Origin of the sequence: Porphyrobacter sp. AAP82, assembly GCF_000331285.1 — a bacterium.
GTDB lineage: Bacteria > Pseudomonadota > Alphaproteobacteria > Sphingomonadales > Sphingomonadaceae > Erythrobacter.
In genome coordinates this window covers 1-15,490 of the sequence record NZ_ANFX01000007.1, presented here as the reverse complement: position 1 = coordinate 15,490, position 15,490 = coordinate 1, and the positions used below count along the sequence as shown (strand labels likewise).

Here is a 15,490-nt window from a genome sequence, read left to right as displayed (position 1 = left end):
CGTTCGCTGTGCGACCGATCCAGCGCTCCCTTCGGACATCCTGTCATCCCCGCGCAGGTAGGGATCCGCGCTCGCTCCCCCCGCCAACGGGGTTGGTGCGCGCCCCGCCTTCGCGTAACCTCGGCGCCGGAAGGAAACGCCGCCAATGTTCACGCTCGCCGCCGCGCTCGCCTTGGCCGCGCCGGAGCCCGGGACGCGCCGGGAAGACCCGCCCGTCACCAACCTGTGCGCCATGCCGGGCGAGGATGCGGCTTCTGCCGGCGCCACGTGGACGATCATCGACGCGCGCGAGATGGACAACCCCTCGGACCTCGCCGACGCGCTCAGGTTGGTGCCCGCGGGCAAGCGCGCCGTGGTGCGCGGCGGCAGCTTCAAGGACGCCGACATGCGCAAGGTCGCGCCGCTGCTGACGGGGGCTTGTCTGGCCGAAACCGAACTGGAGGGCACCAACTGGGAGGGGACCGCCATCCCGAACCTGCGGCTGGTGCATATCGATCTTGTCGGCGCGAAGGCCGCTCGCGCCCGCTGGCCGGGGCTTTCGACCCACGGGGTCAACCCCCAGGGTTCCGACTTCACCGGTGCCGACCTTTCCGGAATGCGCTTCGTTTCTGCGCGTCAGGGCGCAGATTTCGAGGGCGTTTCCTTCCGCGCGGCGAACCTCAAGGATGCGACCTTCGCGTGTGTCGATGTCTACCCATCGTGGTGCATCAACGCGCCGGGCGACTTCTCCGGCGCGGACCTCACCGGTACCGATCTCAGCAGCCTCGGCGCGTGGGAGGAGAGGATCGCTGGCGCGCGGATCGACGGGACGATTGTCGCGCCGGAAGCGCTCGCCGCTCTCGTCGCCGCGCGGATCGAAGGCCCGGTGCGGCTGGCGGACACCTTCACCACCGTCCCCTTGGAGGACGATCTCGGCGATGACTTTCCGCCCTACGTCCCCACCCTTGTCACCATCAGCGCCGACGAAGCGCGCACGCTGATCGCCGCCACCCGCTCGCTGGCCGAGGCCGAGGACCGCCCGAGCTTCGATTGCGCCAAGGCCGCCGCCCCGATCGAAAAGACGCTCTGCGGCGAATACGAGAGCGCGCTGCGCAGCCTCGACCGTGCGCTTGCCGAAACATGGGCGGCGGCGCGGGCGGCGGGGAAGGGCGACCTTGCCGCACAGCGCCGCTGGCTCGCCTCCCGCAACAAATGCGGCGATGACCGAATCTGCCTCGCCGATCTCTATCAGGCGCGCATCGCGGTGCTGCGCGGCGCGCTCAGCCCCGGCCTCACGCTGAAGCCGGGCGAGGAGGTCACCTATTATTACGACAGCCTGCCGCTGCCCGATGCAATGCGGACGGGCGAACTTTACGAACGCATTCTGCCGGTGCTCATGTCGGCGAGTGAAGAGCAGATCACCCTCACCGGCAATCCCGACGGCAGCGTCGCGGCCGAGGGCTCCGCGATCGGGTCGAACGCCCACTTGTGCGACCTCACGGTGGAGAAGGCGCGCTTCGATCCCGCCACGGGCTGGTGGAGCGCGCGCGACCCGGAGACGGGCAAGACCGTACCCTTGTTCCGCATCGAAGGACGGCGGATCATCCCGCGCTACAGCGGAAACATGGGCGACACGCCTGACGAGGCGAAGAACTTCATCAGTTGCGGCGCGCGGGCCTATTTCGTTGACGCGACCGACCTGACGCCGCGCTGACCTGACCCCGCCCGAGAGCGCTGGCCCGGCCCGCCAACAGACGGGCCGCAAGGGCGAACGCCCGCCCGCAGGTGCCCGTAGCGAAGCGGAGGAACAGCACCGAGGACGTGCCCGCCTCCACGGGCAGGCAAACTATCAGCTTCTACCCACGCTCGTGTAAGCAAACCCCGCCGCGCGCATGTCCTCGGGCTTGTAGACGTTCCTGAGGTCGACCATCACCGGCGCGTTGGCGAGTTCCTTGACGCGGCGCAGATCGAGCGCGCGGAAGGCGTCCCATTCGGTCACGATCACCACCACATCGGCGCCGGTGATCGCCTCGTAGGCATTGTCGCACATGGTCACTTCGGGCAGCAGCGGGCGGGCCTGCTCCATGCCTTCGGGGTCATAGGCGGCGACCGCGACGCCGGCATCCATCAGCGTCTGGGCGACCGCGATCGCCGGGCTGTCGCGCATGTCGTCGGTGTTGGGCTTGAAGGTGAGGCCGAGCAGCGCCGCCTTCTTGCCGCGCGCCGCCTCCATGCCGCCCAGCGCATCGACCACCTTGCGGCCCATCGCGCGCTTGCGGCTGTCGTTGACCTTGACCACGGCCTCGACGATCCGCGTCGGGCTGTCATAGTCCTCGGCGGTCTTGAGCAGCGCGAGCGTGTCCTTGGGGAAGCAGCTGCCGCCATAGCCGGGGCCGGCGTGGAGGAACTTCGCGCCGATGCGGTTGTCCATGCCGATCCCGCGGCTCACGTCCTGCACGTTCGCGCCGACCTTCTCGCACAGATCGGCCATTTCGTTGATGAAGGTAATCTTGGTCGCAAGGAAGGCGTTGGCGGCATATTTGATCAGCTCGCTGGTGCGGCGCGAAGTGAACAGGATCGGCGATTCATTGAGGAACAGCGGGCGGTACACCTCGCGCATCACCTCGCGGCCGAAATCGTCCTCGGCGCCGATGACGATGCGGTCGGGGCGCTTGAAATCGCCGATCGCGGCGCCTTCGCGCAGGAATTCGGGGTTGGAGACAACCGACACCTCATGTGCGGTGCCGGTCTCGGCGATGATCCGCTCGACCTCGTCGCCGGTGCCGACGGGGACGGTCGACTTGGTGACGACCACCGCGTCATTGGCGAGCTTCTCGCCCACTTCGCGTGCGACTTCGTAGACGAAGGTGAGGTCGGCGTGGCCATCGCCGCGGCGGCTCGGCGTGCCGACCGCGATGAAGATCGCATCGGCCCCGGCGATCCCTTCGCCCAGCGAGGTGGTAAAGCTGAGGCGGCCGGCCTTCACATTGCTTTCGACCAATGCATCAAGGCCCGGCTCGTAAATCGGCATGATCCCGGCGTGGAGGCGGTCGATCTTGCCCTGGTCCTTGTCGATGCAGACCACATCATGGCCGAAATCGGCAAAGCACGCCCCCGACACGAGCCCGACATAGCCCGATCCCACCATCGCAATCTTCATGAAACTCGGCCCTCAAGAGAATTCGGCGCCTGCCGGCGCGCGGGATGCTGGTTGGCGACCTTTGTCCTCAATGCGCCCGGTCGCCGTGGAACACCTGCGCCGCCCCGTCTTCCCCGGTCCGGGCCTGCAGAATGCGCCGCTGGTCGCCCTCGAGCACGAGCGCTGTAAGCACACCCGAACGGAAAGCGCCAGTGTCAATTCCGATCCGGTTGCCGCAATCCATCACATGCTCGAAGATCGTGTGGCCGTGGACCACGACCTTCTCGAGCGGGCCTTCGTGGCGCAGGAAACGCTCGCGGATCCACAGCAGGTCGCCGCGGGTCTGCTCGCCGAGCGGGCGGGCCGGATCGATGCCGGCATGGACGAAGACATAGTCGCCCGCGCGGATCATCGTCTCGAAGCCGGCGATGTAGTCGCGGGTCTGCTGGCTGACCACCTGCGGCAGTGCCTCGAACAGCTCCTCGAGCGGGAGGTCGCCGAGCTGGCGCGGGGAAAAGCCGTAGCTCAGCAGCGTCTCGTAACCGCCATGTTTCATGAAATGGCGCAGCGCCTCGGGCTTGGTGAAGGCGGAGAGGAACATCTCCTCGTGATTGCCTGCCAGCACGCGGACATTGCGGGCCTGCTGCCAGGCGCGCGTGCGCTCGACCACGCCCGCACTGTCGGGGCCGCGGTCGACAAGGTCGCCGAGCACGATGATCCGGTGATCGACCTGCGGCGTGACGGCGATCTCCTCCTCGATCGCGCCGATCAGCGCCTCGTAGAGGTCAAGCCGACCGTGAATGTCGCCGATCGCATAGTAGCGCCGGCCATCGGGCACGGCGGCCAGCTTGGGCGGCGGCGGCGGTGTAAACAATTCGCGAAGACGCTGTAACATGGCCCGTGTGGTGTTCCGGTTGATGCGACCCGGCCAAAAGCCTCAAGGTCAGGCAGGAATGACCACGCCCCCCTTTGTTATCGGAGGGCGCGATAACCTGCTTAACGTGGCGGCGCAACAGACCCTCTGCGGCCCGCGACCAAAGGTGCGAATTTGTCGGCAGGCGGTAACCAGCCGATCACTAATCGAGCGTGAAACTGACTGTCGTGACCACTCGCACCTTCTTGTAGGGGCTGTCGGCCGATCCCCATCCGCCGGAATCGCCGTCGCGCGCCTCGATCTCGAAATAGCCCTGCGTCGCGTCCCTGATCTTGCCGACGCCCGAATTGGAATCCTTGGCGAATTGCTGGGCGGCCGAGCGCGCGTCCTTGGTCGCGGCGGCGACCATTTCGGGCTTGATGTCGTTCAATCTGGTGAAGGTGTAGGCCATCCCCGAGCCTTCCTCGAGAAACACCCCGCGCCCGACAAGGTCGAACTGGCGGGCGACCGCCTTCTGCGCGCGGGCGATGTCGGTGGTGCGCAGCGCGAGCCGCTGGCGCACGGTGTAGGTGGTGGTGCCGCTCATGTCGGTCGAGCTGTTGACGTTGGCGCCGGTCGGCTGGAGCGCCTCGGCGGGAAAGCCGAGCTCCTTGAAGAAGGCCTCGATGCTCTGCGTGTCGCGGCGCACCTTGTCCTGGGCTTCGGCAAGGCTGGTCGAGGAGGCCGAGTAGGAGATCGTCCAGGTGGCAAGATCGGCGGTCACATCGCGCTCGGCAAGGCCGCGCACGGTGACCGCGCGCTCGGCATCCTTGGCGCGCAGCAGGCCGTCACCCAGCAGATATCCGCCCGCGACAAGGCCCGTCGCCAGGATCGCCGCCGTGCCGAACCAGCGCAGGGCTTCGGGCTCTGTCAGAACACCTCTGGTCGTGTTTGCAGGTTGTATGTCGTCACCGCTCATCGCATTGTCCCCCGTAAGAGTTGGTACGACGAGTTGTGCATCATCGTCGATGAATGGAGTTTGAATGGCAGGGGAGGGGACACATTTCTCCACCTCCGCCTTTTATCGCCGCGCGGTCTAGTTTTCCGCACGCCCTCCGGCGTGCGGTCCGCGCGAGACGCGCAGCAAAGCTGCGCCCGCTGCGCCCGCCCGTTCGGGCTTGCGGTCGCTGTGCGACCGATTATCTCGCGATGCGAAAGGATTTTCTTATGGTGAAGTATCTCCACAGCATGATCCGCGTCGCCGACCCGGAAGCGACGGTCGCCTTCTTCAAGCTGATCGGGCTCGAGGAAGTGCGCCGCTTCGACAGCGAGGCCGGGCGCTTCACGCTGATTTTCCTCGCCGCCCCGGGGCAGGCGGGGCTGGCCGAGGTCGAACTGACCTACAACTGGCCGCCCGAGGACGGCACTGCCCCCGAGGAATATGCCGGCGGGCGCAATTTCGGGCACCTCGCCTACCGGGTCGAGAACATCTACGAGACCTGCCGCAAGCTCGCCGAGGCCGGGCACACCATCCACCGCCCCCCGCGCGATGGGCACATGGCCTTCGTCAAATCGCCCGACGGCATATCGGTGGAACTGCTGCAAGACGGCCATCTGCCGCCTGCCGAACCCTGGGCGAGCATGGCTAACACCGGCAGCTGGTAAGCTGACGATTTTGTACAAGTGGCGGATTTTAAATCGCTTTAAACCAACAAAATAGCTTCCCCCTGTTGCAATAGTTACCCTGTCAAGGTAGATTCACACCTTAATCGGGGAGGGGGTCGCCTTGTCCTTTGTTGAGCCTGGTCTGTGGCAGGGGCTCGCCCTGTTGCAGCACGAATTACTGCTGTTCGCGGGGGTGTTCTTCCTTGTCGGCGCGCTCGACGATCTTGCAGTCGATGCGGCGTGGCTGTGGCTCAAGCTTCGCGGGCGCGCGGCGACCCAGAGGCGCCAGCGGGCGATCCTCAGGCATCGCAATCTTGCCGGGCCCGTCGCGGTGCTGATCCCGGCCTGGCAGGAGGCGGCAGTGATCGGGCAGACGATCCGCCACCTGCTCGATACCTGGCCGCAAGGGGCCTTGCGCCTCTATGTCGGCTGCTACCGCAACGATCCCGCCACGATCGGCGCCGCGATCGCCGCCGCGCAAGGTGATCCGCGCTTCCGGCTGGTCATCCACGGGCGCGAGGGTCCGACCACCAAGGCCGATTGCCTCAACCGCCTGTTCGCCGCCCTGACCCTCGACGAGGAGCGCGCCCAGCAGCGCTTTGCCATGCTGGTGTTCCACGATGCCGAGGACATGGTCGATCCGGGCGCGCTCGGTCTGCTCGACGAGATCATCGACGGCGGCGCGGACTTCGTGCAGCTGCCGGTCGAGCCGCTGGTGCCGCGCCAGCGCGCGTGGCTCGCGCGGCACATCGGCGCGCATTACTGCGAGGAATTCGCCGAGGCGCACGGCAAGGCGCTGGTGGTGCGCGATGCGCTGGGCGCGGGGCTGCCGGGCGCGGGTGTGGGCTGCGCGGCATCGCGCCGCGCGCTCGACTGGCTGGTGCTGCGCCAGCGCGCCGAAAACGGGATCGCACCGGGCGGACCGGCGCTGCCCTTCGCCAGCGATTCCCTCACCGAGGATTACGAGCTCGGCCTTGCCATCGCCGCAGCCGGCGGGCGCTGCCGCTTCGTGCGCGCGCGCGGCGAGGATGGCCGGCTGATCGCCACCCGCGCCTTCTTCCCCCACCGCTTCGACACCGTGGTCCGCCAGAAGGCGCGCTGGGTGCTCGGGATCTCGCTGCTCGGCTGGGACCGGGTCGGCTGGGCAGGGGGCTCAGCGAATACTGGATGCGTTTCCGCGACCGGCGCGGACCGCTCACCGCGCTGGTGCTGATGGCCGGCTACACGCTGGTGATGCTGACCGGACTGATGGGCCTGATGATCGCTTTGGGCCTTGCCGAGCCGCCACAGATCACGCCGCTGCTGGCGGTGGTGCTGGGTGCCAATGGCGCGGCATTCGCGTGGCGGATCGCGATGCGCTTTGCCTTCACCGCGCGCGAATATGGCCTTGTCGAGGGCGTCTGGGCGGTGCTGCGCCTGCCACTTGCCAATGTCATCGCCATCATCGCCGGGCGCCGCGCGGTGTTCGCCTATGCCCGGACCCTGCGCGGCAGCGCGGCGGCGTGGGACAAGACCGATCACGACGCGCATCCCACAGCAGCGGAGCGGTTCGGCCCTGCAAGACCGTGACCGCTCCCGCCAGCCGCACCCGGACCGCACCGAAAGGTGGTCCGCTGGTGATGCTGGCGCTGCTGATCGGCGGGTGGTGCGGGGCGCGGGTGATGTGGTGGGAGGACCCGCTCGCGCCCGGTCCTGCCGCCGCCGCGCAGGCTCCGGCAATCCCCGTCCCGCCCTATCGCGCCCCCGCACTTGTCTGGGGCGCCGCGCCGATCGACGTGGCGCGTGCGCGGGTCGTGGCGGCGTGGGAGGAACAGATGATCGCCGAGGCGGCCGCCTATCCTCAAGGTGTGCCCGAGGGATCGCCCTACTTCGTGGCCCTCGCCATGCGCCCCGGCCTGTCCCGCTCCGTTCCCGTTGCCGCGCGCCCCTTGGCCGCCGCTGCCGCGGTGCTGCCCGCGCTTGCCGGCAGCCCGCAATGGCGCCTGACCCCCGGCACACCGGGCACGGTGCGCGTGGGGCGCGCGCCGGAGAGCCCGCCCGCCGGCCCCGCAGCCCCCTATCTGCCGCCCGCGCTGCCCGTGCCGGTGGCCGCACGGCCGGGGCGCTGGTCGCTCGACAGCTGGGCGTTCTGGCGCCAGGGCTCGTCTGCCGCACCGGTCAGCCAGGGCCGCGTGCCGGTCTATGGCGCGAGCCAGGCGGGCGCGGTGCTGCAATACCGGATTGCTCCGGCGAGCGGCCACGACCCGCGCCTCTACCTGCGCGCCTACCGCGCGCTGGTGACCCGCGGCGAGAACGAGGCCGCGCTCGGCGCCTCGCTGCGCCCGCTCGCCCGCGTGCCGGTGCGCCTTGCGGGCGAAGTGCGCTACACCGACGCCGCCTTCTTCAACAGCTTCCGTCCCGCCGCCTACGCCGTCACCGAAATCCCGCCGCTGGCCCTGCCGCTGGGCGCCGAGGCCGAGCTCTACGCGCAAGGCGGCTGGGTCGGCGGGCGGGGCAAGACGCCCTTCGCCGACGCGCAGGCGAGCATCACCCGCGAGCTGCCCTGGGCCGCGCGTTTCACCGACGACCGGCTGCGCCTGCGCCTGGGGGCGGGGGCATGGGGCGGGGCGCAGAAGGACGCGCAGCGCCTCGACCTCGGTCCGACGCTGCGCTTCGACACACGCATCGGCAAGGTCCCGGCGCGCATCGCCGTCGACTGGCGGATGCGGGTGGCAGGCGACGCCGCTCCGGGATCGGGCGTGGCGGTGACGGTGGCGGCGGGGTTCTGATCGCGGGTCCGGCGCAGCGGGGCGGGGCTGCATCCTCGCAAAATCCCCGAGGATAGGCGCGTCCCACGCCTTCCAAGCCCCCGCCGCCTCGGCTAGCGTCCGCTGCATGGACGTCTACCTGCCCATCGCGAATCTCTCGGTCAACGGGCTCTACATCGTCCTGCTGGGCGGGCTGACGGGCATCCTGTCGGGCCTGTTCGGGGTCGGCGGCGGGTTCCTGACGACGCCGCTGCTGATCTTCTACGGGATCCCCCCCACGGTCGCCGCCGCCTCGGCCGCCACGCAGGTCACCGGCGCGAGCGTGTCGGGCGTGCTCGCCCATTCGCGCCGCAAGGGCGTCGATTACCGGATGGGCGCGGTGCTGGTCGCAGGCGGGATGCTCGGCGCGCTGATCGGGGCGGGGCTGTTCAGCGTGATGCAGGCGCTCGGCCAGATCGATGTCGTCATCTCGATCCTCTACGTCCTGCTGCTGGGCTCGATCGGCTCGCTGATGATGCGCGAGGCGGTCGGCGCGCTGCGCCCCGGCCTGCTGGGCAAGAGCGGCCCGCAGGTGCGCAAGCGCCGCCACCACCCGCTGGTCGCATCGCTGCCCTATCGCTGGCGGTTCTACGCCTCGGGCCTCTACATCTCGCCGCTCGCCCCGCTGATCCTCGGCATGCTGGTCGGCATCCTGACCATGCTGATGGGGGTGGGCGGCGGCTTTCTGCTGGTGCCCGCGATGCTCTACATCCTGGGCATGAGCGGCAATGTCGTGGTCGGCACGTCGCTGTTCCAGATCCTGTTCGTGACGATGGTCACCACCATGACCCACGCGCTCACCACCAAGGCGGTCGACCTTGTGCTGGCCGCGCTGCTGCTGCTGGGATCGGTGCTCGGCGCGCAGTTCGGAACGCAGATTGCATCGCAGGCGCGGCCCGAGGTGCTGCGCCTGGCGCTCGCCGCGCTGGTGCTGCTGATCGCCTTGAGGATGCTCTACGGCCTCGGCGTCCAGCCCGACGAGATCTACACCGTGGTGCCGCTGTGAGAGCTGCCCCATGAGACTGGCGGCGCGGCTTGTCCTGCTGGCCGCCGCTTGGGGCGCGCTGACCGCCCAGCGCGAGCCGGTGCTGGTGCCCGCCGTCAGCCAGTCGCTGATCGAGGTCCGGCAGGGCTTCACCGGCGCGCGGCTGCTGCTCTACGGCGCGGTCGTCGATCCCGACAGCGGCGGGCGCGCGGGCGATTACGACATCGTCGTGGTGCTCAAGGGCCCGACCGCCCCGGTGCGGATCCGCGAGAAGGAGCGCATCCTCGGCATCTGGGCCAATGCGGGGTCTTCCGATTTCCGCTCGGTGCCATCATTCTTCGCGGTCGCTTCCTCGCGGCCGGTGGAAAAGATCGTCGATGAACGCACCGCCGCCATCTACGAGCTGGGAACGCAGTTCATCCAGCTCTCCCCCTCGGGCCAGATCGATCCGGAAGAACAATCGCGCTATGCCCGCGGTCTGGTCGAGCTGCGCCGCCGGCAGGGGCTCTACCAGGAGAACCCGGGCGGGGTGAGCATCGCCGAAAAGGTGCTCTACCAGGCGCGCATCGACCTGCCCTCCACCGTCACCACCGGCCGCTACACCGCCGAAACCTTCGCGATCAGCCGCGGGCGGGTGGTGGCGAGCGCGACCGCGCGGATCGAAGTGGTCAAGGCCGGGCTCGAAGGGCAGGTGGTGAGCGCCGCGCAGCGCTGGTCGTTCTTCTACGGCCTCGGCGCGATTTTCCTGTCGCTGGGGATGGGCTGGCTTGCCGGACGCCTGTTCGCCCGCACCTGACGGGCGCGCAAGGGGCGCCCCCGCAGGGCCCGTTGTTGACGCGATCTTAACTCCGATACGGCTAGTTCCTGCGGGTATTTTCTAGGCTGCGCGAGGAAAAGGCGCCGATGACGGATCACGCCAACCAGGATTTCGAACGCTTCACCGGTCCCAATCCGGCGGGGGCCGAGGAAGTCGCTGCCGCCTATGCGCGCGGGAGCCAAGACAATGCGCGCCTGCCGATCGGCGTGGTGCTCGAAATCTCCGGCTCGGGCTCGCAGATCGCGCTCGACTTGCAGCGCATCACCGAATGCATGGAGGATGCCGATCCCTCGGTCGCGCTGGCCGGGCAGGTCGGCAGCCAGGTCAAGATCCGGGTCGGGGATTCGTGGCTGCTCGCCAGCGTGCGCGACCAGCGCAAGGACCGCCGCACCGATAGCGGGATCATCGCCCATATCGACTTTGTTGGCGAAGGTTCGGAAGAACGGCTGACCGGCCACATCCACGGCTTCCGGCGCGGGGTGACCCGCTACCCGATCCCGGGCGCGATGATCTATCCCGCCACCACCCGCGACCTCGAACAGATCTACGCGAGCGACGGGCGCGCGGCCATCACCATCGGCAAGGTGTTCCCCACCAAGGACATCCGCGCCGGCCTTTATATCGACGCAATGCTCGGCAAGCACTTCGCGCTGTTGGGCTCGACCGGCACCGGCAAGTCGACCAGCGCCGCGCTGATCCTGCACCGCATCTGCGAGGCCGCGCCCAAGGGTCACATCGTGATGATCGACCCGCACGGCGAATATGCCGCCGCGTTCCGCACGACGGGGCAGATCCTCGACGTCTCGAACCTCCAGATGCCCTACTGGCTGATGAACTTCGAGGAGCACTGCGAGGTGCTGCTGTCCTCGAGCGGGAACGACCGCCAGACCGACAGCGACATTCTCGCCAAGGTGCTGCTCGCCGCGCGCACCAAGAACCGGTTGGCGCAGGTCATGGGCAAGATCACGGTGGATTCGCCGATCCCCTATCTCCTGAGCGATTTCAGTAATATCCTGCAAAACGAGATGGGCCGCCTCGACAAGGCGACCTCGAGCGCGCCCTATATGCGGATCAAGCAGAAGCTCGACGAGATCAAGGCCGATCCGCGCTACCAGTTCATGTTCTCCGGCATGCTGGTGGGCGATACGATGGTCGAATTCATCGCCAAGATCTTCCGCATGCCGGGCGGCGGCAAGCCGATTTCGATCATCGACGTCTCGGGCGTGCCGTCCGACATCACCTCGACCGTGGTCGCCGTGCTCAGCCGCCTCGTGTTCGACTTCGCGATCTGGGGCCGCGACGAGAAGACCCGTCCCGTGCTGCTGGTGTGCGAGGAAGCGCACCGCTACGTGCCCAACGAGAAGAACGCCGATGGGTCTTCGGTCGGCAAGATTTTGAGCCGCATCGCCAAGGAAGGCCGCAAATACGGCATCAGCTTGGGCCTTATTACCCAGCGCCCCTCGGACCTTGCCGAAGGCGTGCTCTCGCAGTGCGGCACGATCATCTCGATGCGCCTCAACAACGACCGCGACCAGGCCTTCGTCAAGGCCGCCATGCCCGAAGGCGCGCGCGGGTTCCTGGATTCGATCCCCGCACTCAGGAACCGCGAATGCATCATCTGCGGCGAGGGCGTGGCGATCCCGATCCGCGTGACCTTCGACAGCCTCGAGGAACACAAGCGCCCGGCCTCGGAAGACCCGAGCTTTGTCGACCTGTGGAACCGCGACGGCGGCGAGGAAGAACTGGTCGAGCGGGTGGTGATGCGGTGGAGAAGTCAGGGGTAGGCTTGTTTGTGTGCGGGGCCCGCCTCCGCGCGGAGGTTCTTGTTTTCCGCACGCCATCCGGCGCGCGAAATCCTCGCTCATGCGGGCTGAAGCCCGCGACGCTGCGGGCGCGCGTTCGCGCTTGCGGCCCGTCCTTCGGCGGACCGAACCGGCGCGACCCGATCAGCAAGCGTTGATTTCGGTCGCGTCAGCGACCGCGAGCGCACGCGCGCGAGCCGCAGGTGCCCGGAGCGCAGCGGAGGAACAGCACCGAGGACGAACCCGCGGAGGCGGGTTCGCAAACAAGCTACGTCCCCCGCGTATCCCCATACAGGTGAATATGCAGCCGGTCGCTCATCCGGAAGCCGTGCCTCAGGCATAGCTCGCTGAGCCACGCCTGCCGCGCGCGCAGGGCCGCGCTGTCGGTGCCTTCGGCCATCAGGAACACGCGTTCGGGGCGGAAGCGGTAGCGGGCTTGCAGCGCGAGCACCTCGTCGACGTCGGCGGGCGCGGCGATCACAAACTTGAGGAAGGCGCGCGGATCGGTCGCCCAGGCATCGAGCCGCTCGGGCAGCAGGGCGAGATCGGCCGGGTTGCCGCTATGCGCGAGCTTGGGGCTGACATTGTACTGATCGACCAGCACATCCAGCCGGGCGGGCGGGGCGACGGTGCCGTTGGACTCGATCTCGACGGTGATGTCCGGGAGGTGCGCGAGCATTTCAGCCAGCGCCGGGGCCTGCAACAAGGGCTCGCCCCCGGTGATGACGAGGCGCTTCTGGCCCAGCATCGCGATCCGCTCTGCCGTTTCGACAGGGGAGAGCGTCACCTGATTGGCCTTGCGGTCATAGGCGATCCCGTCGCGGTGGGGCCGGTTGTCGCCTTCAAAGCGCCAGGTATAGGCCGTGTCGCACCAGGTGCAGGCAAGGTTGCAGCGCGACAGGCGCACGAAGGCGACCGGCATTCCGGCGCTCGGCCCCTCGCCCTGGAGGCTGGCGAAGATTTCCGGCCCGCCGCGCTGGTCGGTGGCAAGGGTCAGGTTCATGGCGCGGCCTATGGCACGAATTGCCGCCTCGGGAAATTCCCCCGCGCAAGGGGGCTAGTTGATCCCGGCGCTGAAGGTGATCGCAAACCCCGCGCCGGGATCGAGGCTGGGTGCCGAGCCGGTCAGCGTCGATCCGCTGAACGCCGTGCCGTAGGGATCGCTCTCGTCGGTGCCGCTGGCATTGTCGTCCTCGATCGTGGTCGCGGCGGTGCAGGTGGTGCCGGTGCGGCTGGTCCCGGGGATGTAGAGGATGCCCGCCGGCAGGTTGTCGACGACGCTCACCTGCGTGGCGGGCAGGGTGCCGGGGTTGCTGACCGCGATGCAATAGCGGACCGTCGCGCCGGGGATCGCCTTGGGATTGGCGCCGCCCGTCCCGTCGGCGAGCACCACCGAGCTCTTGCTCACCACCACCGGCACCAGCCGGGTGTTGGTGAAGGTGCACACGATCGCGGTCTCGCCCGCGCCGATGGTGAGCCCGTCGACGAGCACCGTGTCGGCAGCGCCCGTGCAGGCGAGGGTCTGCTGGTAGGCCCCTGCATTGGTGGCAGGCAGGGTCTCGGAAAGGCTCACGGTCTCGCCGATCACCACCGGGGTCGGGGTGGGATCGGTGTCAATCTCGCCCGCCGCGCCCGCATCCGAGGCGAAGGTCTCGATCGCGGTGGTGCCGCGCGCCACCACGAGGTTGGCGTCGTCGCCGGGCAGCGCATTCAACCACTGCTTGCGCAGCGTCACGCGCGCATCGTTATCGGTGATGGTGTAGCTGCCGGTCGTCTGCGCCGCCGCGCCGCAGGTGGTGGTGTGCGCCGGGGTGTAGCTGGTGCCGGTGGCGATCGCGTAGGTGATCGTCTCGCTGCCCTCGAGTGCGGTATCATCGACCACCGCAATGCCCAGCGGGATGGCGGTGTTGTAATAGGTGCCCGCCGGAATGGTGACGGTGAACGACGCGCCCCCGCCCGGCGTGGTGTAATCGGTGCCGCGCACCGCAGTGCCGCCGGTGATGGTGATCGTCACCGGCAGGGCAGTGCGGGTCTGGCCGGTGACGAGCAGCGTCGGCACGGCGGTCCCCGCGATGCTCTCAGGCCCCGTTCCCGAGGCGGCGGAGAACTGCACGAAGGGGCGCAAGGTCAGCTGGATCGCATCGAGGAAGTTGCCATAGGAACCCGGGTCGCTGGTCGTGAACTGCACCCGCTGCAGCCCCGAGGCGCCGGTGTAGGTGGCGGTGCCGGTGTTGACGTTCCACACCCGGTTGGCGGTGGTCGAGGCCTGGGTGGCCAGCGTCTGGATCAGCGTGCCGGTGCTGCCTGCGACCTGGAAGCGCACCGTCTGGGTCGCCGCCCCGCCGGCGCGCGCGCGGTGCGCGAAGGTCCAGCCGAAAGGCTCGCCGTTGATGAGGCAGATGTTCTGGTAGAAGGTGCCGTTCACATTGGCGTTCATCTCGGCAAAGATGACGCCGTCATAGGCCGGGACACCTTCGTAATTGCTGTCCCACAGTTCGATCTCGTTGGTGGTGGTCGACCAGCCGGGCACGGCGGTGCCGGTGAAGATCTGCCAGTTGGGCGCGCCGGGCCCCTGCGGGTCGTTGGCCTCGAACGAGGGGTTCCGGAGCGAGCGCAGCTGCCCGATCGCCGGGGCTGGCAGCATCGCCGCAAGCGCGATCGCGGCGCCCGCGCATCTCAACCCGCTTGTGCGATGCCTCAATGACGTGGCCCGATCCAACAATCCGCTCCGGCTGGCGCGGGATGCTGCATGCGGAACGGCCAGATCATCCAGCCAGCCCTAGGGCAAAATGGCTAAGTCCCGGTTAACCAAGCCTTGCGAGCGCCGCCGTCAGCCGCGCGACCTCGCCGGTGTGATGGGCGAGATCGGCGCGGGCTTTCTCGACCGCTTGCGGAGCTGCCTTCTCGGCGAAGGCGGGGTTGCCAAGGCGGCCTTCGAGGCTCTTGGCTTCCTTGCTGCTGGTCGCCAGCGCCTTTTCGAGCCGGGCTTTCTCGGCCGCGATGTCGACGATGCCTTCGAGGGGGATCACGAAAACGTCCTCGCCCGCGGTCACCTGCATCGCGGGGCCTGCCGGAGCCTCGCCGATGGTCACGGGCGTGAGGCGCGCCAGGCGTTCGATCGCGGCGCTGGAGCGCTCGATGGTGCGCGCCGCGACGTCCGAGGGGCTCGCCAGCCACGCCGCCAGCTTCGCACCGGGCGCGATGCCGAGCTCGTTCTTCGCGCTGCGGGTGCTGGTGGTGAGGTCGATCACCCAGTCGATCGCGTCGGTCGCGTCCTTGCTCACCTCGGCTTCGGGCTTCGGCCACTGGGCAACGATCAGCTCGTAATCGCGCGCGCCCAGCTTGTGCCACAGCTCCTCGGTGATGAAGGGCATGAAGGGGTGGAGCATGACGAGGATCTGGTCCAATGCCCAGCCGGCCACCGCGCGGGTCTCGGACTGGGGGCTCCAGTCCCCCTCCCGCCC

Annotated in this window: 14 protein-coding genes; 8 read left to right on the top strand and 6 right to left on the bottom strand. The window is 68.4% G+C overall.

The features are described from left to right. The first annotated feature begins 145 nt into the window (after positions 1-145). Entirely contained in the window at positions 146-1,693 is a 1,548-nt protein-coding gene (locus D620_RS15585) for a hypothetical protein (protein WP_017663836.1), read from the top strand. A gap of 135 nt (positions 1,694-1,828) precedes the next feature. Here D620_RS15585 and D620_RS0100580 read toward each other — a convergent pair whose 3' ends face one another. The 3 genes from D620_RS0100580 to D620_RS0100570 form a co-directional block, all read right to left on the bottom strand. Further along, positions 1,829-3,139 carry a UDP-glucose dehydrogenase family protein gene (locus D620_RS0100580; protein ID WP_017663835.1) on the bottom strand — a complete coding sequence of 437 codons (1,311 nt, stop codon included), beginning with the start codon at positions 3,137-3,139 and terminating at the stop codon, positions 1,829-1,831. A 67-nt stretch (positions 3,140-3,206) separates the two neighbouring features. Next, positions 3,207-4,013, bottom strand: a complete 807-nt coding sequence (locus D620_RS0100575; protein WP_026091840.1) for a metallophosphoesterase family protein — start codon at positions 4,011-4,013, stop codon at positions 3,207-3,209. Positions 4,014-4,194: 181 nt separating this feature from the next. Beyond that, positions 4,195-4,950, bottom strand: coding sequence for an SIMPL domain-containing protein (locus tag D620_RS0100570; RefSeq protein WP_017663833.1), 756 nt, complete (start codon positions 4,948-4,950; stop codon positions 4,195-4,197). 248 nt (positions 4,951-5,198) lie between these two features. Here D620_RS0100570 and D620_RS0100565 point away from each other — a divergent pair, with 248 nt between their 5' ends. The 7 genes from D620_RS0100565 (at position 5,199) to D620_RS0100540 (ending at position 12,008) form a co-directional block, all read left to right on the top strand. Beyond that, positions 5,199-5,636 carry a VOC family protein gene (locus D620_RS0100565; RefSeq protein ID WP_017663832.1) on the top strand — a complete coding sequence of 146 codons (438 nt, stop codon included), beginning with the start codon at positions 5,199-5,201 and terminating at the stop codon, positions 5,634-5,636. Between the two features lie 121 nt (positions 5,637-5,757). Further along, positions 5,758-6,849 carry a glycosyltransferase gene (locus D620_RS15480; protein WP_324603054.1) on the top strand — a complete coding sequence of 364 codons (1,092 nt, stop codon included), beginning with the start codon at positions 5,758-5,760 and terminating at the stop codon, positions 6,847-6,849. Beyond that, positions 6,804-7,205, top strand: a complete 402-nt coding sequence (locus D620_RS16890) for a hypothetical protein (protein ID WP_324603053.1) — start codon at positions 6,804-6,806, stop codon at positions 7,203-7,205. Before D620_RS15480 ends, D620_RS16890 begins: the two co-directional genes overlap by 46 nt. Further along, complete coding sequence (locus tag D620_RS0100555) at positions 7,202-8,404, top strand: hypothetical protein (protein WP_155799906.1); 1,203 nt, start codon at positions 7,202-7,204, stop codon at positions 8,402-8,404. The genes D620_RS16890 and D620_RS0100555 overlap by 4 nt, the downstream gene beginning before the upstream one ends. Before the next feature lie 106 nt (positions 8,405-8,510). Then, the gene (locus D620_RS0100550; protein WP_017663830.1) at positions 8,511-9,428 is read left to right on the top strand and encodes a sulfite exporter TauE/SafE family protein; all 918 of its coding nucleotides are present in this window, start codon (positions 8,511-8,513) and stop codon (positions 9,426-9,428) included. A gap of 10 nt (positions 9,429-9,438) precedes the next feature. Then, a complete protein-coding gene (locus D620_RS0100545; protein ID WP_017663829.1) occupies positions 9,439-10,203 on the top strand; it encodes a TIGR02186 family protein in 765 nt (254 codons plus the stop codon). 107 nt (positions 10,204-10,310) lie between these two features. Further along, positions 10,311-12,008 carry an ATP-binding protein gene (locus D620_RS0100540; RefSeq protein WP_017663828.1) on the top strand — a complete coding sequence of 566 codons (1,698 nt, stop codon included), beginning with the start codon at positions 10,311-10,313 and terminating at the stop codon, positions 12,006-12,008. A 286-nt stretch (positions 12,009-12,294) separates the two neighbouring features. Here the strand turns inward: D620_RS0100540 and D620_RS0100535 are convergent, their stop codons facing one another. The 3 genes from D620_RS0100535 to D620_RS14330 form a co-directional block, all read right to left on the bottom strand. Continuing rightward, positions 12,295-13,029 (bottom strand): 7-carboxy-7-deazaguanine synthase QueE, encoded by a 735-nt coding sequence (locus D620_RS0100535; RefSeq protein WP_017663827.1) that lies wholly within the window; start codon positions 13,027-13,029, stop codon positions 12,295-12,297. A 54-nt stretch (positions 13,030-13,083) separates the two neighbouring features. Next, positions 13,084-14,670 carry a DUF11 domain-containing protein gene (locus D620_RS0100530; protein ID WP_155799905.1) on the bottom strand — a complete coding sequence of 529 codons (1,587 nt, stop codon included), beginning with the start codon at positions 14,668-14,670 and terminating at the stop codon, positions 13,084-13,086. Between the two features lie 160 nt (positions 14,671-14,830). Continuing rightward, positions 14,831-15,490 (bottom strand): class I tRNA ligase family protein (locus D620_RS14330; RefSeq protein ID WP_017663825.1); only part of this gene is annotated, 660 nt, incomplete at its 5' end.